This window comes from Pseudomonas migulae NBRC 103157, assembly GCF_002091715.1.
Lineage (GTDB): Bacteria > Pseudomonadota > Gammaproteobacteria > Pseudomonadales > Pseudomonadaceae > Aquipseudomonas > Aquipseudomonas migulae_A.
The window spans coordinates 1-17886 of the sequence record NZ_BDAG01000066.1; the positions used below are offsets into that span (position 1 = coordinate 1).

Here is a 17886-nt window from a genome sequence, read left to right on the forward strand (position 1 = left end):
CAGGCACAAAAAAGCCGTGCCCGGATCACTCCGGGGCACGGCTTTTTTTACTGCGTCTTACTTGTTAACAGCGTCGGTCAGGCCTTTGGCCACAACCAGCTTGATAACTTTCTTGGCAGCGATTTCGATGGCAGCGCCAGTCGAAGGGTTACGGCCGGTACGGGCAGGACGCTCAGTCACTTTCAGTTTGCCGATACCTGGCAGAGTGATTTCGCCGCCGTTTTCCAGCTGATCGGCAACGATTTGGCCCAGTTGGTCCAGAGCGTTACGCGCGGTGGTTTTTGGCGCGTCGATAGCTTCAGCGATGTCGGCGATCAGTTGGTCTTTAGTAAGAGCCATGTAGTGTTCCTTCCCTATCAAATTCATATGGATTGCAGAGTGCAGTGTCAGCCATCGAGCCCGATCTTCTGGATCTGGCACCCTCGGCCAAATAACCACGGGATCGGGGTTATAGATACCGAAATCAGGGTTTGGTTCGACCTGACAAATGCTGAATGCACGCTTAACGCAGTGACTTCGCGTAAGACGGGGCAAAACTAGCACAGAGACGGGGAAATATCCGCCTCTAGCTACCCATTTGGTCAGCTTTATTGCTCTAAAACAGGAAAAAACTGCATAAGCAGCAGTGGTCGGCTGAAAATTGCCCTTCACCCCACCTGCAGGAGCTGCCGAAGGCTGCGATCTTTTGACCAGGACTTAAAAAAGATCGCAGCCTTCGGCAGCTCCTACGAGGGACGCGCTGCGGTACACTTGGCACTTTTTCGGGAGCCTGCCCTGCTCTCTCCAACCAGCCGCTTCAAACAGCCGAGAAGCCCATGCCGATCCGTCATTGCATCGTCCACCTGATCGACAAAAAACCCGACGGCACGCCCGCAGTTCTCCACGCTCGTGACTCGGAACTGGCCGAGTCGAGCGCCATCGAGAACATGCTTGCCGACCTCAACGAGAGCTATAACGCCAAACAAGGCAAGGCGTGGGGTTTCTTCCATGCCGAGTCCGGGGCGCATCCGTTCAGCGGCTGGCTGAAGGAATACCTCGACGGCGGCAAGGATTTCACCGCGTTCAGCCGTGTGGCGGTGGAACACCTGCAAAAACTGATGGAAGAGTCGAACCTCTCTGTGGGCGGCCACGTGCTGTTCGCGCATTATCAACAGGGCATGACCGATTACCTGGCGATCGCGCTGCTGCACCACAGTGAAGGCGTTGCAGTGACCGATCAGCTGGACGTGACACCGTCCCGCCACCTCGACCTGGGGCAATTGCACCTGGCGGCGCGGATCAACGTCTCCGAGTGGCAGAACAACAAACAGTCCAAGCAGTACATTTCGTTCATCAAAGGCAAGAACGGGAAAAAGGTTTCGGAGTATTTCCGCGACTTCATCGGCTGCCAGGAAGGCGTCGACGGCCCCGGCGAAACCCGCACCCTGCTCAAGGCGTTCAGTGACTTCGTCGAAAGCGAAGACCTGCCGGAAGAGTCCGCCCGAGAGAAAACCAAGACCCTGGTGGATTACGCCAGCAGCCAGGCAAAAATGGGCGAACCCATGGGCCTGGAAGAGCTGTCGGAGCTGATCGACGAAGAACGCCCGAAGGCTTTCTACGATCACATCCGCAATAAAGACTACGGCCTGTCGCCAGAGATCCCGGCAGACAAACGCACCCTGAACCAGTTCCGCCGCTTCACTGGCCGTGCCGAAGGCTTGTCGATCAGCTTCGAAGCGCATCTGCTGGGCTCCAAGATCGAATACGACGAAGAAGCCGGCACGCTGATCATCAAAGGCCTGCCCACTCAGCTGACTGACCAGCTCAAGCGGCGCAACTGATGCTCGGCAGCGTACTGAAGAAATTCCTGCTGATCCTGCTGGTGGTGGTGGTCTATCAGAACTGGGGCAAGATCGAGCGGGTGTTCAACCCCTCGCAAGTGGTGTCCGAGCAGACTCAGGCCAAGGCCAGCGTCGTGCTCTACGCCACTGAATGGTGTGGTTACTGCAAACTGACCCGGCGCTATCTTGATCAGAAAGGCATTCAGTACAAGGAATTCGATATCGAGAAAGATGCCGAGGCGCGCAAGGCTTACGAAGCGCTGGGTGGCGGCGGAATTCCGATTATCGATGTGAACGGAACGTTGATTCGTGGGTATGACCCCGACGCGATCCTCGCAGCCCTGAAGTAATTCATCTGACTCACTCAATCCCTGTGGCGAAGGGGCTTGCCCCCGTCGGGTAGCGAAGCGGCCCCAGCATTTCATCATCGAACCGCAATGACAGGATTTACGACGGCTGCGCAGCCGAACGGGGGTAAGCCCCCTCGCCACAACTACAAGTGTGCGTCAGCGTTTTTCGATGCGGAACCCAAACCGCGGAAAGTGCACATGCACCACGCCGCCCCGCTCGTCTTCTCGACGCAGAATCAATTCTTCCCTGCCCGCAAACAACAACTCCCCGGCCACCGGATCGACGCCATAATCGGTCGCGGCAATGACCACCTGCTGACCCGCCTCAAAACCATTCGGTTCATCGAACCGCTCATCCGGCAACGCGGCCGGTGTCGCATTGCGCGCCACTTCCAGCGCCTCTTCGGACGTCATATCGCTGAACGCGCCATGACCGAAGCCCATCACTCGCCCCAACCACGCAGAAACCGCCGGGTAAGCATCCACCAACGGCGCAGTCACCGGCGTCGCCTTGAGGAACCACAGACAATGAGCCAAGGCAAAGTCGGCAATCGACGGATCGCCGAACAGGAAATCACCCTGCTCGCGCTGAAGTTGCTGCTCCAGGCGCCCCATGATCGTCGGCCATTGATGCCGGGCTTGCTCAGCGGACAACCTGGTCGCGCTGCCACCGCTAAATAATCCGGCGCGATCGGCGACGAAGGCCTTGATCGCTTCCGGCGGCATTTTGGCGAAGCGCACAGCGATAGACTCCGGCTGAAACACCAGGCTGACCGCATGCTGGAACACCACCGAATCCGCCCAGGCGGCGAAGGCCGCCGAGATCATTTCCTGACCTTCCGGAAAAAACGCCGGCAAGGCCTTTTCCTGCTCCAGACGACGGGCGATCAGCGCGGTGTCGCAATAAATATCAGCGCCAATCTGCAACACCGGGGTCTTGCGATAGCCGCCAGTCAGGGCCGTCAGATCTGGCTTTGGCATCACCGGCGAAATGTTCACCGAGCGCCAGGACAGGCCCTTGAAGCCCAGCAACAGGCGGGCCTTTTCGGCAAAAAGGGACGTCGGGTAATGATGAAGAATCAACTCTGACATGCTCGGCTCCGCCGCACGGGTAATGAATCCGCAGCTTAGCGCGCAATCCATGAGCATCCCACCCATCTGCCTGATGGGAACTTATCAGTCAGATTGATAAGCCCGCCGCAAAGGTCGAGACCAGGCATTCCTTGGCGCTTTTCTTGAGTTTTTTGATCAGCCGTTCCTGGCGCAGCGCTTCGCCTTTATCGCGACAAGCTTCGGTATAGACCAATGCCACGGCCGGGCTGGAGAGAAAGAAGCGCGCGCCCTTGCCGCTCTGGTGAGTGGCGAAGCGGCGGACGGGATCGTCGCTGATCCCGCAGTAGAGCGAACCATTGGCCGCGCGAACGAGGTACACGAACCACGGTTTGCTGACCGGCAGCGGTTCGGCGGCAATGACGGAGGATTCGCTCGGCGTGTTCACGTGAAGATCAAGGCTTGAAAGGAAACAAGCCGCGATCTTATCAGCGACTGGCCTGGAATGCCTTCAGCCCCTTCAAGGCCTGAGCGCGTACGGCGTTTCTCACCAGCGGCGTCCAGCCCAGCAACAAGCCTTTGAAGCCCAGTGCCTGTCGTGACCAGGCCCACAGATCGAAGCGGTCGTGGTGCTCGCAGATCTTGCCGTCACGAAACACGAACCGCGCCTGAATGTCGTTGACCACGGTGTTGCCGGTCTGGCTGAACAGGTAAGTCGCCACCCAATGCGCGCTGCCGGTGCGCTCATCGCTGCGCACGTTATCGAACGTCAGGGAAAAGTCCTTGGCGCGGGTGGTGAGCATGCGCCACATGTCACCGGCATCACGACCGCGCAGTTCGCCGAACGCCGGATCGCTGAACACCACATCGTCGGTGTAGCAGGCGCTCATGGCTTCGGCATCCAGCCGCTGAAAGGCTTGATAGAACTGGGTGATCAATGCGCTGTGGGCATCACTCATGTGCAGGCTCCCTGGGTGTGTAAACGGTTTTCGCAAGATTGCCTGCACGATAGTCAACAACGGCACGGAACACTACCGGCATTCGTGACGGGAATACCTTCTGGTGCGCTAATGCACCATGCCGCTGTCACGGGCATACGCGAAAAGATCCACATCTGTGGAAATGCCCAGCCGCTGCATGGCCATGCTTTTCTGTTTGCTGATGGTCGAGACGCTGCGTTTGAAGTAGCCGGCGATTTCGCTGACGGTCATGCCGCTGGCGAGCATTCTGACGACTTCATGTTCTTTGGCCGACAGTGAAGGTGAACCCGATTGAGCCTCGGCATCCGCCTGAACCAGCGCCGCGCGCAGGGATTCGCTGATAAACCGCCGCCCTTCGCTCACCGATTTGATTGCCAGGGGCAGCTCCGTCGCCGACGCGTCCTTGGCAATGATCGCCATGACGCCTTGAGCGAAAGCCGCCCTCAGCGTCGTGACGTTGGCAAACATCGTGACCAGAATGATCGAGGTCGACGGGTAGCGACGTCGCAGCGTGCTGAGCATTTTCAGACCGTCTGCCTGTTGGTTGCCTGGCATGCAGAAGTCCGTGACCAACAGATCGCACGGCGTGGTTGAAAGTAGCCTGAACAGGCTGTCCGGGCCATCGGCTTCCCCCACGATCACACATGGTTTGCTCAGGTCGATGAGCATCCGCAAGCCGATACGAACGACCGGATGGTCGTCAGCGATGATTACGCGCATTGTCGGATTTATCCTGTTTGGTGACTGGAATGCGCGAAAAATAGCGCCGTCCGGTGTCGACCACAACGTCCAATCTTGACCGCGTAACCACCTCACCCAATGTATCCGGGGCCCTGTCCTTTCTCCGATAAAACAAAGAGAAGCGCCCTACATTTTTAAGCTACGCAGCCCACACAGAAAGACTACAGACAACAGTCCGAAAGCTGACGGCCTGGAACCCGCAACACCCTTTCATACACCAAGCCGACCGTTTTCGTACTTGTTGCATTCCGCCTGGCAACCTCGATCGATAAATTGCGCCCGGTCCGCAAAGGGCACATTCCTGCAACTCCTTCAAGGAAGAACCAACACATGAACAGGCAGTTTTCCCGACTGGCTTTAGCACTGCTTCTCACCAGCACATCGTCGACTTTCGCTGCGTCCCGCACTGACCTGACGGTTACAGGTCTCATTACGCCTACGGCATGCGAACCCACGCTGACCGATGGTGGCATCGTCGACTACGCAAAGATTCCTGTAAAAGACCTGAACACGTCCGGCCCCACCCTTCTCGAAACCAAGACACTTCAGCTCACAGTGAGCTGCAATGGGCCCGCGTCCTTTGCGATCAGTGCCCTCGACAACAGAGCAAACACATCACATTACGACAGTGCTCTCCATTACGGTCTTGGCAAGATTAACGAAACCGAGAAGCTGGGCGGTTACTCCATGGAACTTCGGGACCTGGTCGCCGATGTTCCTGTGACACCATTGAACTCACGAGACGAGGGGGCGACCTGGACAGTCGGGGATGGCCTGTTTGACAAGCGGGATTGGAAAGGATTCGGCACCCGAACCGGAGGTAACTGGGCGCCTGTCGCTCTTCAGAGCCTTGCGGCAAACCTGTTCGTCACCGCCTACATTGCCCCCACCGACGGTCTGACCCTGACCAACGAAGTGAAACTGGACGGTGCTGCAACCCTGCAGATCGAATACCTGTAACCCGCCATTCTCTAACAGGCAGCGCCTGATACTTCACGCTGCCCGTTTCCGCAGAGCTCCAACCTGACGCCGACCCAAACCAGGAAAAACGCCCTGCACCTACGAACTACACAGCCCACACCGAAAGACTACAGACAACAGTCCGAAAGCTGACGGCCAGGAACACGTAACCCCCTTTCATACACCAAGCCGACCGTTTTCGTATTAGTTGCATTCCGCCTGACTACTTCGATCGTTAGATTGCGCCCTGCCCGATCAGGGCAACATCCAACAATCCTCCTTCAAGGAAGAGCCAACAAGTGACCAAGCATTTATCCCTTCTGACGGCTGCGTTGCTGCTGACTGGCGCATCATCCGCTTTCGCTGCGTCCCAGACTGACCTGACGGTTACAGGCACCATTACACCGGTAGCGTGCACACCCAGCCTGGCCAATAGCGGCATTGTTAACTACACAAAGATATCTGTGAAAGACCTTAATCTGACTACAGCCACAGACCTCGGACCCGAGACAATCCAGCTCACACTGAACTGCAATGAATCAGCGCGATTTGCGATCAGAACCATCGACAACCAGGAAAACGCATCAGCCCCGAGCAGTGATATTACTTTCGGCCTCGGACTGATCAACGGAACCGAGAAGTTGGGATATTACAACTTGAGACTTCAGAACCCGGTCGCCGATGTTCCGGTGACAAGACTGGAATCAAATGATAAGGGGGCTACTTGGAGGGTGTCGGGGGGCGGCTTGGTCCGGAAGACTCAGTGGATGGGATTTGGCAACCAGACTGCAGGGGTTTGGGCGCCTGACGCCCTTAAGAACCTTTCGCTGGACGTTTGGGTCAACGCCTTTATTGCACGTGCTGACAGCCTGACGCTGACCGACGAAGTCAAACTCAACGGTGCCGCCACCCTGCAGATCGAGTACCTGTAACCCTTCACCACTCAACGGGCAACGCCAGTCATCCGTGTTGCCCGCTCGATCAAAGAATGACTCCCCCCGCTGATTACCATTTGTTCCCGCTCTTTCTCCTCAAAAAAACTCCTCCCTGTATCCAGCCTACATCGCCCACACCAAAAGACTACAGACGACGCTCCAAAGGATGACGTTTTTTAGCCCGCGACACTCTTTCATACACCGAGCCCGCAGTTTTCGTATTAGTTGCATTCCGCCTGGCTACCTCGATCGTTAGATTGCGCCCTGTCTGCAAAGGACAATTACCGACAATCCTCCTTCAAGGAAGAGCCAACACATGAACAAGCATTTATCCCTTCTGACGGCTGCGTTGCTGCTGACGGGCGCATCGTCCACTTTCGCTGCGTCCCAGACTGACCTGAAGGTTACAGGCACCATTACTCCGGTGGCCTGTGAACCGACACTCGCCAAAGGCGGCATCGTCGATTACGCAAAAATTTCCGTGAAAGACCTGAATGAGGCGGTACCCACCGTACTCGGAGTAGAAACCATTCAACTCACAGTGAGCTGCACTGCATCAGCGCAGTTTGCGATCAGCACTATCGATAACCGGCCAGGCACATCATTCGTATCTGCCCAGATGGGACTGGGCCTGATTAACGGGACTGAAAAATTAGGCACCTATCAGCTGGGTTTTAAAAACCCGGTCGCGGACGTTCCAGTGCTCGTTATGCTCTCGTCTAACGAAGGCGATACCTGGGAAAGGTTTGACGATGACGTCGTGAAAGCAACAAACGAGTGGGTCGCATTTGGTAACAACACCAGTGGCACCTGGACACCTGCGTTCGTAGAAAACGTCACAGTGGACATGTGGCTAAGCACCCAAATCGCCCCCGCCAACACCCTCACCCTGACCGACGAAGTCAAACTCGACGGCAACGCCACCCTGCAAATCAAATACCTGTAACCCGTCACCACTCAACGGGCAACGCCAGTCACCCGGCGTTGCCCGCTCACTCAAAGGACGACTCATCATGGAACGATGCTCCCTTGCTCTATTGGCTCCGCTGTTGCTCGCCAGCGCACCTTCAGCCCTTGCCGCCAGCAGCACCGACCTGAGCGTCACCGGGTTGATCACCCCCAAGTCCTGCACACCCATCCTCTCCAGTGGCGGCATTGTCCACCACGGAAAAGTGACGGTGAAGGATCTGAATCCGGATCAGCCCACACAGCTGGAAACCGGCACGCTGTACCTGTACGTGAACTGTGAAGGCGCCACGATGTTTACCCTGACGACCATCGACAACCGCGAAGGCTCGTCAGCCATCGACCCGCACCACCACGGCCTGGGCGTCATCAACGATGACCAGCACCTGGGCAGCGTGGCGTTTGGCCTGTTCGATGCCATAGCAGACAGCAACCCGGTGAAAACCATCATGTCCAGTAACGACGGGGCCAGCTGGCGAGTGTCGCCCTACCTGGGGCATGCCGGCCTGACCGCGTTTGCAATGCCGACCGACCTGGGCACGCCGATCGCCATCAAAGACCTGCACACCCGGCTGTCGGCCGTCACCACCATCGTTCGCGCGAATGACCTGACCCTGACCGATGCAGTCCCCATCGACGGGCACGTCACCGTACAGCTCAATTATTGACCGACCGGCCGGCATTGCCGGCCCCTTTTTCCGAACACTCAACGAGACACGTCATGACGATGTTTTTATCCCACACGCGCCATTTTCTGCATGGCGGTATCGCTGCGCTCGCCCTGTGCCTGGCCACCCAGGCCCAGGCTGACGGAATGGTCCCGAACACATCGGTGGTCATCGTCAACGAGGCCGATGGCGAAGCTTCCGTGACGGTGACCAACACCGATGCCAACCTGGCGCTGATGCATGTCACCATCGAAGACATTGCCGAGGACGGCGAAGCCCTGGTGTTTGTGACACCTCCGCTGGCACGCGTCGAAGCCTCGAAAACCCAGTTGGTGCGCTTCATTCTTCAAACCGAAAAACCGTTGCTTACCCAGCGTTTGAAGCGGGTGATCTTCGAAGGTATCCCTGAAGGAAAACCCGCCGCCGAAGCCGGGCATGCCCGTGTCGGCGTGACGGTGCGTCAGAATCTGCCGTTGATTATTCATCCCAAGGGGCTGGCGCCCAACCGCACGCCGTGGACCGACCTGCAATGGTCGCTGCAGGACGGTCAATTGACCGTGCGCAACGACACGCCTTACGTCGTACGCCTGGGCCAGGAAGTGCAATTGCTGCCGTCAGCGGGCGGCGCGATGTTGCCGAAAACCTATGTGTTGCCCGGTGAGCACATCAGCGTCAAGGCGCCTGAGGGGGCCGCGACGCAAGTGCGTTTTCAACCGGCGACGGTCTACGGTTTCGCGGTGCCGCATTACGAGGCCCCGATCAAATCCTGAACCCCCTGAGAGCGCTCATGAAGGAACAGTGAGCGTCTGTTTCGAGGCCACGGCCCTTCTGCCGTCGCCAAAGGCGTGTCTGAGCCACAGAGAATCGGTCAGCACGCCGGCATAACTCAAGTGAACCCAATGAACACAGTATTGATTTACCGTGATGGCGAAGCCGTGCCCGCTGTTCAGACCGCCGCTCGCCCTCACCCTGGGCGGTGGACCACGGTTGCGCTGCTGCTGAGCAATGCGCTGATAGTGGTCGACGCCCACGGTAATGTGCCTGTGCCGGCATCGTTCGACAAAAACACACTGCTTCAGCGCGGCATCGACCCGGCGCTGGCGTCGGTGCTGATGCAAACGCCGCGATTCTCGGCAGGACGGCATCCCGTCACGCTCACAGTCAATGGCCAGAGCCATGGCCGGGTCGACGTCACGTTCGATCGCGAAGGCGCGTTGTGCTTCGATCGCGCCCTGCTCGATGCGGCCAACCTGAATGTGCCGGACCGTCTGCTGGGCGATAGTCAGTGCCACGATTTTCTCGGTCCCTCACCGCAGACCGTCATCGACCCGGATCCGACAAGCCTGGCCCTGTCACTGATCGTGCCCACCGATGCCATACGCCCCACTGCGCGGGATTTTTCGGGTTATCAAACCGGGGGCATCGCCGGTTTGCTCAACTACGACGTCAGCGGTTTGCGCAGCCAGTCCGGCGATCAGAGCAGCCGCTTCGCTTCGGCCAATACCGAAGCAGGTTTCAACGCCGGTGACTGGATCGTGCGCAGCCGTCAGGTGCAGACCTGGCAGGACGACGTTTCGCGCACCACGCACATCGCCGCTTACGCCCAACGCACGTTTGCCAGTCACGAAGCGGTGCTGCAAGCGGGCCAGATCAATCTGTATAACCCGGTGCTGGCCGGCGCGCAGATCACCGGCGTGCAAGTGTTGAATGAGGAAGCGCTGCAGATCGAAGGTCAAGGCGCGGTCATTGAAGGCATCGCCAACAGTCAGGCGCAGGTAGAAGTTCGGCAGAACGGTGCGCTGATCCATTCCACGGTGGTGCCGGCCGGGCCGTTTGCCCTGACCAATGTACGCCGGCTCAGCACCCGCTCCGACGTGGAAGTCACCATCAAGGAAGCCGATGGCAGCGAGCGCAGCTTTACCGTGCCGGCCGCGATGCTCGGCATCGGTTTGCCGGCGCCCGGTTATTCGCTGGCGGCCGGCCAGGTGCGCAGTACCGGTGACGAACAGGGTGGCGATCCGTGGGTGATCAGCGGCGGCTGGAGCGGTTCACTTACGCCGCAAGTGTTGCTCAGCGCAGGCCTGACCGGTGCCGCCGATTACCGCGCGGCGGGTGTCAGCGTCGGCCTGCTGCCATCGCCCGTTACCCAGGTTCAAGCCACGCTCACCGGTGCCGACGCCGGTGGCCGGCAAGCCAGTCAGGGGCTTCAGGCTGACTTGAGCGCATCGCACCGTTTAAGCGAGCAGTGGGCGTTCAATGCCGGCAGTTCTTACCGGACCCTTGGCTACCGTGAACTGCAAGACGCGGTGTTCGACAACACCTCCGATGACAGTAAATCCCGCTACCGCGACCAGCTAAGCGCTGCCTTGTCCTGGTCGCACCCGTGGGTCGGCGCGTTCAGCGGCGGTGTCAGCCGATCGAGCTCGTTCGACGGCCAAAGCAGCAGCCGCGCCCTCGCTTCCTGGGGCACCAACATCGGTGGTGTGTCGGTTTCGGCGACGGCGGAATGGCAAGTCAGCGGCGCAAACCGCAACGACGATAGCGTCTACCTGAACCTCAGCATTCCCTTGGGCGAGAACCGCCGGGCACGCACCTGGGTGCGCAGCTCCGCTGGCGAATACCGCAGCGGTGTGGGTTTGAATGAACAGATCAACGATCAACTGGCCTACCGGGTCGGCGTCGAGCACGACACCCGGGACAAGGAAGTGCAGACCACCGCCGGCGTTTCACTGTTGCCGCGCTACACCCAACTGGACTTGAACTACACCCGCGACGATGCCGAACGCTCCAGCTATCAGGCCAGTGCCCGCGGTGGCGTCGTGCTGCATGGCGGCGGCGTGACGCTCTCGCCTTACCCGGTGAGCGACACTTTTGCCCTGCTGTCGGTGGGCGACATGGGCGCCATCAAAGTGTCGACGCCCAGCGGTCCGGTATGGACCGACTGGCAAGGCCAGGCCGTCATCCCGCAGGTGGCGGCTTACGGCCGCAGCGCGGTGGAAGTCGACACCAAAACCCTGCCGCGCAACGCCGACATTCACAACGGGCTGGCGGTGATTTCGGCCGGCCGCGGCGCCGTCGACAGCATCGAGTTCGGCCTCACCCTGACCCGCCGCGCGTTGCTCAAGGCCACCACCGCCAACGGCGCGCCCCTGCCCCGCGGCGCATCGGTGAACACCGAGGATGGCGAGTTCGTCACCCTGGTGCAGGACGGCGGCCTGGTGTTTCTGCCCAACGTCCTCGACGCCCGAGCGCTGTGGATCAGCGCACCGGGGCTGGAGCGCTGCGAACTGCATTTCGAGCTGCCGGCGGACGCCGACACCAACGCGTATTACGAAACCGCCCCCGCCAAGTGCCGAGCCCTTTGAGGATGATGTTCATGAACCTGCCCCGCTATTTGCTACTGCCTCTGGCGCTGAGCGCTTTCACCCCGTTCGCCTGGGCGTCTGCGGATGAATGCCAGTTCAACCTGAGCCAGCCCGTGCTGGATTACGGGCTGATGAACCGGGCGATACGTCCCGACTCGGCCCCCGAACGAAAGCTCGGCGAACGTCAGCTGAGCCTGAGCCTGAGCTGCTCGCAACCCACCGACATGAGCGTGTTTTATCGCGCCTTGGCGGCGACGGCCGAACGTTTTCACTTTGCCGAACGTGGCAGCTATCAGGTGCGCGTTCACGACGCGGTGCTGGATGGCCAACCGGTAGAGATCGGCTTGATTGCCGGTGTGGGCCAGCCGCCTGCCGTCACGGCATCGAACCTGATCTGGCGCCCGGCGCACGGCGTCGTTCCGGTGCAGGGCGGCGCGCCGCTGCACGGTCGTACTTTTTCCGCACAAATCGAGCTGACTGCCTGGGTTCAAGAGCAAGGGATGCAGGTCCGCGACGCGGTCACCTGGGAGACCACCGGCGTGTTCGACGCCGTCACTGCCGGGCGCACCCGCGAGGCAACCTTGCGCGCCCGCTTCGCGCCAGCGGCCTGCGAGCCGGGGCTGTCCAACGGCGGCGTGGTCGCCTTCGGCACCCTGTCGAAAAATGACCTGAGCCCGGACAAAAGCACTCGCCTGCCGCCACGCTCATTGAATCTGAGGGTGGGCTGCGACGCGCCCACTTCGTTCGCGCTGATCATGCACGACAACCGCTCGGGCTCGGCCACCGTCGACAGCGACATTCACTACGGCCTCGGCAAGGACAACCGCAACAACAACATCGGCCTGTATTCGCTGAATGTCGACCCGGCCAGCACCAGCGCCGACGGCCTCGCGCGCCTGCACCTGATCGACTCCACCACCGGCGGCATGGCCTGGAGCACGGCCGGCTCCGTCTCTGTGCCCATCAGCAAAAGCCGCTACCTGGGCTTCACCGACAACCTCGGCATGGCCGGCCCGGCGCTGATCCAGAACCTCAGCACCACGGTGACCGTGGAGGCCGTCATCGCCCCCACCAACAGCCTGGATCTGAGCAGCGCCATCGACCTCGATGGCGCGGGGACGATCGAGATTATTTATCTGTAGCACCCAACCGATCCTGCTGAATCCGCAGCGCACTCGAGCACCTCCGGGCAGTCAGGACACACAACAATAGAAGTGAGTAGACAATGATGAAAAAGTACTTTGCAGCACTCTCCGCCACCGCGCTGATCAGCGTGGCGCCCTATGCGCTGGCGGCGTCGAGCACTGACCTGAGCGTCACCGGCACGATCACGCCCAATGCTTGCGAACCGAAATTGTCCGATGGCGGGAACGTGCATCACGGCAAAATTTCGTCGAAGGATTTGAATAAGGACAGAGAGACGAAACTGACAGACAAGACATTGCAACTCACCGTGAATTGCGACTCGCCAATAGCGTTCAGGTTGAAGCCGATCGATAACCAGCCCGGTTCGAGTACGGAACCGGGCCTTGGATTTGGCCTGGGCAAAATCAATGGTGATGAAAAACTCGGCTACTTTGAGGCACTACTCAGGAGGCCAATGGCCGATGGCGTTTTGGCAAGGGCACTCCGATCCATTAACAATGGCGACACTTGGTCCCAGGGGTCCGACATGCTGCCTGAAAGCATTTCTGCGTTCGGTGTACCCGGCGGCCCAGCCACTCCGATCGCCATCAAGGATCTGGTAACAGACCTATTGATAAGTACCTACATCGCCCGCGCCGACTCACTCGACCTGACCAACGATGCCGCCCTCGACGGCTCGGTCACCCTCGAAGTCTTGTACCCATAACCCCGTAGCAGACCTTGCCCGGGGTCACGCTTCGGGCAAGGACTTATTCCGCTGACCCAACATAGCGAATCCTGTCCCATGAAAAAATTTCCACACGCTCTGACGATGGCGTTCATCGTCCTGACTTCACCCCTCGCCTTCGCCGCATCGAGCACTGACCTGAGCGTCACCGGCACCATCACGCCCCGTGCTTGTACACCGCTGCTGTCCGATGGCGGGAATGTGCACCATGGCAAAATTTCGTCGAAGGATTTGAATCAGGACAAAGAGACGCGTTTGCCCTTCCAGACATTGCAACTCATCGTGAATTGCGACTCGCCGGTAGCGTTCAGACTGAGGCCGATCGATAACCAGCCCGGTTCGAGTACGGAACCTTACATTGGATTTGGCTTGGGCAAAATCAATGGTGATGAAAAACTCGGCTACTTTGAGGCGCGACTCATGAATCCAATGGCCGATGGCGTTTTGGCAAGGCCACTCCTATCCAGAAACAATGGCGACACCTGGCTCCAGGTGCCCCATATGGAGCCTGATACCATTTCTGCGTTCGGTGTACCCGGCGGCCCAGCCACTCCGATCGCCATCAAGGATCTGACAATGGACTTCCGGGTCTCCACTTACATCGCCCGCGCCGACTCACTCGACCTGACCAACGATGCCGCCCTGAACGGCTTGGTCACCCTCGAAGTCTTGTACCCATAACCCCGTAGCAGACCTTGCCCGGGGTCACGCTTCGGGCAAGGACTTATTCCGCTGACCCACCATAGCGAATCCTGTCCCATGAAAAAATTTCCACACGCTCTGACGATGGCGTTCATCGTCCTGACTTCACCCCTCGCCTTCGCTGCATCGAGCACTGACCTGAGCGTCACCGGCACGATCACGCCCAATGCGTGTACGCCGACGTTGTCTGACGGGGGCATCGTCAACATCGGGAAGATCTCGGCAAAGGATCTCGACCTAACTTCAAACACCTTGGTGAACACCCAGCCGATGCAACTAAATGTCAATTGCAATGCAGCAAATATGTTTGCGCTGAACGCTATCGACAACAAGGCCGCGACCTCATTGGCCGATAATTGGTTCGGTCTGGGGGAAACCAACGCACTTGAAAAACTGGGTATATTCCGAGCGGTTATCAAAAGCGCTTTGGCGGATGGGGAAACTGTTCAAGCGATCTACTCGCTAGACGGTGGAACGCGGTGGGAGCGCACAAATCAAATAGGCCCTGGAGAGCTGACATCGGTAGGAGTTAACCGCCCCCTTCCCGTTAAAGACCTGACAATGGAACTGGAAATCCAGACCTATATCGCCCGGGCGGACAGCCTGACCCTGACCGACGAGATCACCGTCGACGGTTCTGCAACATTCGAAATGAAGTACTTCTAAATGATGCCGGCTCTCCTTTACAGGAGAGCCGTTTTTTACCTCAAATGAATGAGCGCTCATTAATGAAAAACCACTTCATAACAATTGCAGCTGCAGTACTGATCAGCACTGCCCCATATGCCTTCGCCGCGTCGAGCACTGACCTGACCGTCAACGGCACGATCACCCCACTCGCCTGCTCACCGACACTGTCCAACAGCGGCCTCGTCAACTACGGAAAAATCTCCCGGCAAGACCTTAGCGTGAACAAGCGAACACGACTGCGCGACCAGACGCTCGACCTCAACATCCAGTGCAATGCGCCCGCGCGCTTCGCTCTGATGATGCACGACAACCGCGATGGCTCGGCCGTCGTCAACAGCGAGATTTACTACGGTCTGAACCACGATGGCAGCGGTAACAAAGTCGGCTTGTACTCATTGAACTTCGATCCGGCCACCACGGTGGTGGACGATCTGCCGCAGGTCTTTCGCACGGACTCCACCACCGGAGGCATAGCCTGGAGTTCATCCAACAGCCGTTCCATTCCGATTGGCGCCAGAAGTTACCTGGGGTTTACCGACGTGGCCGGCAGCAACGCCGGCCCGATTGCCATCCAGAGCCTGACGAGCCGGGTCATCCTTGAAACGGTCATCTCGCCCTCTTCCGAACTGGACCTGAGCACCGATGTGCAACTCGACGGCTCGGCGACGCTGGACGTTGTGTATCTGTAGTCAGACCTTTTCGCTGACCACCTGAACGTACAACGAACGCCCGGCGCCGAGGCCGGCGAGGATGGCGCCGAGGCCGATCACGCCGAAAATCCAGCCGATGGCGTTCCAGCCGCCGGTCCAGTCGTGCACGATGCCGACCGCGAACGGCCCCATGGACGCCAGGGTGTAACCGAAGCCCTGGGCCATGCTCGACAGGTTCGCCGCCACGTGCGAATCCCGCGAGCGCAACACGATCAGGGTTAATGCCAGGCTGAACGTACCGCCCTGCCCCAGACCGAGCAGGATCGCCCAGCCCCACAGGCCTTCGATCGGCGCGTAAAGGCAACCGAACAGCCCGCCGAGGGTCAGCGCCATGACGATCACGATCGCCAGGCGCTGATCCTTGCCGCGCGTGGCCAGCCACGGTGCCGCCAGTGAACTGGCCAACTGGATGATCACCGAACCCGACAGGACGAGACCCGCCTGGGTCGGTGTCAGGCCGCGGCCGATCAGGATCGACGGCAACCAGCCGAACACGATGTAGGCCAGCGATGATTGCAGGCCCATGTACAAGGTCACTTGCCAGGCCAACGGGTCACGCAACAAACCGCGAACACGGTAGGCAACGTTGTGCGCGCCGTGTTTCTGACCGACTTGCGGCAACCAGAAAATCGCCGCCGCCAACGCCGGAATCACCCAGAAGCCGAGGCCCAAGGCCCAGCTTTTGTCGAAGTGTTCACTCAACGGCACGGTCGCGCCCGCCGCCATGGCTGCGCCCAGGCACAGGGCCATGGTGTAGACGCCGGTCATGGTACCTGCGTGTTTGGCGAAGTCGCGTTTGACGATGCCCGGCAACAAGACGCCAATCACCCCGATGCTCGCGCCGGCCAGCACGCTGCCGGCAAACAGGCCGATTTCACCGAATGAACTGCGCAGGATGATTCCGCCCGCCAGCGTCAGAAGAATGCCCAGCACCACCCGTTCGGCGCCGAAACGGCGCGCCAGAATCGGCGCCAGCGGCGCAAACAAGCCAAGGCAAAGCACCGGCAAGGTTGTCAGCAAACCGGCCTGCGCTGCCGACAACCCCAAGGTCTTCGAGATGTCGCTGAGCATCGGCGCCATGCTCGACAGCGCCGGGCGCAGGTTTAGCGCGACCAGAATCAGGCCGAGCAATAACAGCCACGGACGCCGCAGGATCGGGTGACTCTGCTGGACCGCTTCGTCATCGGCCTCGGCATCGATCAGCAGTTCCTCGAGCTCCGCCGTGCGCTTGGCTTCAGTGATGTGACGGTTGCTGCTGGACATGGCGTTCTCGGTTTCAAGGTTCATTGATCAACTGCCTCGACAGGGCTTTGGCCCGTTCCGGGTCGCGTTGCTCGACGGCATCGAGCAGGTCGACGTGCAGGTCGAACACTTCCTGGCGGCGAGGCGTGATGCTTAAGGTCTGGCGCAGTTGTGCGCCGACGACGCTGGAGAAATAGCGATACAACTCGCTGAGGGTCGGGTTGTGCGCGGCGTCCACCAGGCGACGGTGGAACACCAGGTCGCAGGCGATGTAGCTGTCGAGATCGCCGTGATAGTGATCACCGCTAACGTTGAGCGCTTTGCGTAATTCGATGAGGTCTTCGTCGGTCCTGCGCAGGGCGGCAAGGCCGATGGCCTCGACTTCAAGGATGTGCCGTGTTTCCCGCGCCTGTTCGAGGGAGCAGCGGGACAACGCTTTCAGGGTGTCCAGCGGATCGATCACGGCCCGTAAATAGCTGCCGTCACCCTGGCGGATTTCGATCAAACCGGAAAACGCCAACACGCGCATGGCTTCGCGCACGGTGTTGCGGCTGATGCCCAGTTCTGCCGACAGTTCAGGCTCGGTGGGCAGACGTTGGCCGACAGCCCAGACGCCTTCGGTGATGCGCAGGCGCAACTGATCCAGGGCCTGATCGACCAGGGATCGCTTAACTAATGGAGACATTTCTGACATAGGATTCGCCCTTTCATCCAATCATAGGATGAATTTTCTGACATGTTAGTCAGCTTGGCCCGACAAGGCAACGGCCCACACAAACCCTGCAGTAGCCGGCTTACTGGCGATCTCCGTTTCATATTCAACATGGATGGCGA

General features: G+C 59.4%; 20 protein-coding genes. 13 read left to right on the forward strand and 7 right to left on the reverse strand.

What is annotated here, in order from left to right:
- Positions 1–57: 57 nt before the first annotated feature.
- Positions 58–339, reverse strand: coding sequence for an HU family DNA-binding protein (locus tag PMI01S_RS29500; protein WP_007905514.1), 282 nt, complete (start codon positions 337–339; stop codon positions 58–60).
- Between the two features lie 476 nt (positions 340–815).
- Here PMI01S_RS29500 and yejK point away from each other — a divergent pair, with 476 nt between their 5' ends.
- Positions 816–1820: a nucleoid-associated protein YejK gene (yejK, locus tag PMI01S_RS29505; protein WP_008026670.1), complete on the forward strand. Its 1005-nt coding sequence runs from the start codon at positions 816–818 to the stop codon at positions 1818–1820.
- A complete protein-coding gene (locus PMI01S_RS29510; protein ID WP_084323706.1) occupies positions 1820–2170 on the forward strand; it encodes a glutaredoxin family protein in 351 nt (116 codons plus the stop codon). Before yejK ends, PMI01S_RS29510 begins: the two co-directional genes overlap by 1 nt.
- Positions 2171–2326: 156 nt before the next feature.
- Here PMI01S_RS29510 and PMI01S_RS29515 read toward each other — a convergent pair whose 3' ends face one another.
- The 4 genes from PMI01S_RS29515 to PMI01S_RS29530 all read right to left on the reverse strand — a co-directional run bounded on the left by PMI01S_RS29515 (position 2327) and on the right by PMI01S_RS29530 (position 4920).
- Positions 2327–3262 (reverse strand): glutathione S-transferase family protein, encoded by a 936-nt coding sequence (locus PMI01S_RS29515; RefSeq protein WP_084323707.1) that lies wholly within the window; start codon positions 3260–3262, stop codon positions 2327–2329.
- A gap of 88 nt (positions 3263–3350) precedes the next feature.
- Positions 3351–3668: a GIY-YIG nuclease family protein gene (locus tag PMI01S_RS29520; protein WP_084323708.1), complete on the reverse strand. Its 318-nt coding sequence runs from the start codon at positions 3666–3668 to the stop codon at positions 3351–3353.
- 40 nt (positions 3669–3708) lie between these two features.
- The gene (locus PMI01S_RS29525; RefSeq protein ID WP_084323709.1) at positions 3709–4179 is read right to left on the reverse strand and encodes a nuclear transport factor 2 family protein; all 471 of its coding nucleotides are present in this window, start codon (positions 4177–4179) and stop codon (positions 3709–3711) included.
- 108 nt (positions 4180–4287) lie between these two features.
- Entirely contained in the window at positions 4288–4920 is a 633-nt protein-coding gene (locus tag PMI01S_RS29530; RefSeq protein ID WP_084323710.1) for a response regulator, read from the reverse strand.
- 351 nt (positions 4921–5271) lie between these two features.
- Between PMI01S_RS29530 and PMI01S_RS29535 the strand changes: the two genes are divergently transcribed.
- The 11 genes from PMI01S_RS29535 (at position 5272) to PMI01S_RS29585 (ending at position 15789) form a co-directional block, all read left to right on the forward strand.
- Positions 5272–5901: a DUF1120 domain-containing protein gene (locus PMI01S_RS29535; RefSeq protein WP_084323711.1), complete on the forward strand. Its 630-nt coding sequence runs from the start codon at positions 5272–5274 to the stop codon at positions 5899–5901.
- 299 nt (positions 5902–6200) lie between these two features.
- A complete protein-coding gene (locus tag PMI01S_RS29540) occupies positions 6201–6833 on the forward strand; it encodes a DUF1120 domain-containing protein (protein ID WP_084323712.1) in 633 nt (210 codons plus the stop codon).
- Positions 6834–7152: 319 nt separating this feature from the next.
- Entirely contained in the window at positions 7153–7782 is a 630-nt protein-coding gene (locus PMI01S_RS29545) for a DUF1120 domain-containing protein (RefSeq protein WP_084323713.1), read from the forward strand.
- Between the two features lie 67 nt (positions 7783–7849).
- Positions 7850–8470: a DUF1120 domain-containing protein gene (locus PMI01S_RS29550; protein WP_084323714.1), complete on the forward strand. Its 621-nt coding sequence runs from the start codon at positions 7850–7852 to the stop codon at positions 8468–8470.
- Positions 8471–8523: 53 nt separating this feature from the next.
- Complete coding sequence (locus PMI01S_RS29555) at positions 8524–9240, forward strand: fimbria/pilus chaperone family protein (protein ID WP_084323715.1); 717 nt, start codon at positions 8524–8526, stop codon at positions 9238–9240.
- Between the two features lie 129 nt (positions 9241–9369).
- Complete coding sequence (locus PMI01S_RS29560) at positions 9370–11835, forward strand: fimbria/pilus outer membrane usher protein (protein WP_084323716.1); 2466 nt, start codon at positions 9370–9372, stop codon at positions 11833–11835.
- Positions 11836–11846: 11 nt separating this feature from the next.
- Positions 11847–12977, forward strand: coding sequence for a DUF1120 domain-containing protein (locus PMI01S_RS29565; protein ID WP_084323723.1), 1131 nt, complete (start codon positions 11847–11849; stop codon positions 12975–12977).
- Between the two features lie 83 nt (positions 12978–13060).
- Entirely contained in the window at positions 13061–13687 is a 627-nt protein-coding gene (locus PMI01S_RS29570) for a DUF1120 domain-containing protein (protein ID WP_084323717.1), read from the forward strand.
- A gap of 78 nt (positions 13688–13765) precedes the next feature.
- Complete coding sequence (locus tag PMI01S_RS29575) at positions 13766–14389, forward strand: DUF1120 domain-containing protein (RefSeq protein ID WP_084323718.1); 624 nt, start codon at positions 13766–13768, stop codon at positions 14387–14389.
- Positions 14390–14467: 78 nt separating this feature from the next.
- Positions 14468–15076, forward strand: coding sequence for a DUF1120 domain-containing protein (locus PMI01S_RS29580; RefSeq protein ID WP_084323719.1), 609 nt, complete (start codon positions 14468–14470; stop codon positions 15074–15076).
- Between the two features lie 62 nt (positions 15077–15138).
- Positions 15139–15789 carry a DUF1120 domain-containing protein gene (locus tag PMI01S_RS29585; protein WP_084323720.1) on the forward strand — a complete coding sequence of 217 codons (651 nt, stop codon included), beginning with the start codon at positions 15139–15141 and terminating at the stop codon, positions 15787–15789.
- Here the strand turns inward: PMI01S_RS29585 and PMI01S_RS29590 are convergent, their stop codons facing one another.
- Both PMI01S_RS29590 and PMI01S_RS29595 read right to left on the reverse strand, forming a co-directional pair.
- Positions 15790–17097 (reverse strand): CynX/NimT family MFS transporter, encoded by a 1308-nt coding sequence (locus PMI01S_RS29590; protein ID WP_084323721.1) that lies wholly within the window; start codon positions 17095–17097, stop codon positions 15790–15792.
- Positions 17087–17746: a FadR/GntR family transcriptional regulator gene (locus tag PMI01S_RS29595; RefSeq protein WP_084323722.1), complete on the reverse strand. Its 660-nt coding sequence runs from the start codon at positions 17744–17746 to the stop codon at positions 17087–17089. The genes PMI01S_RS29590 and PMI01S_RS29595 overlap by 11 nt, the downstream gene beginning before the upstream one ends.
- Between the last annotated feature and the right edge of the window lie 140 nt (positions 17747–17886).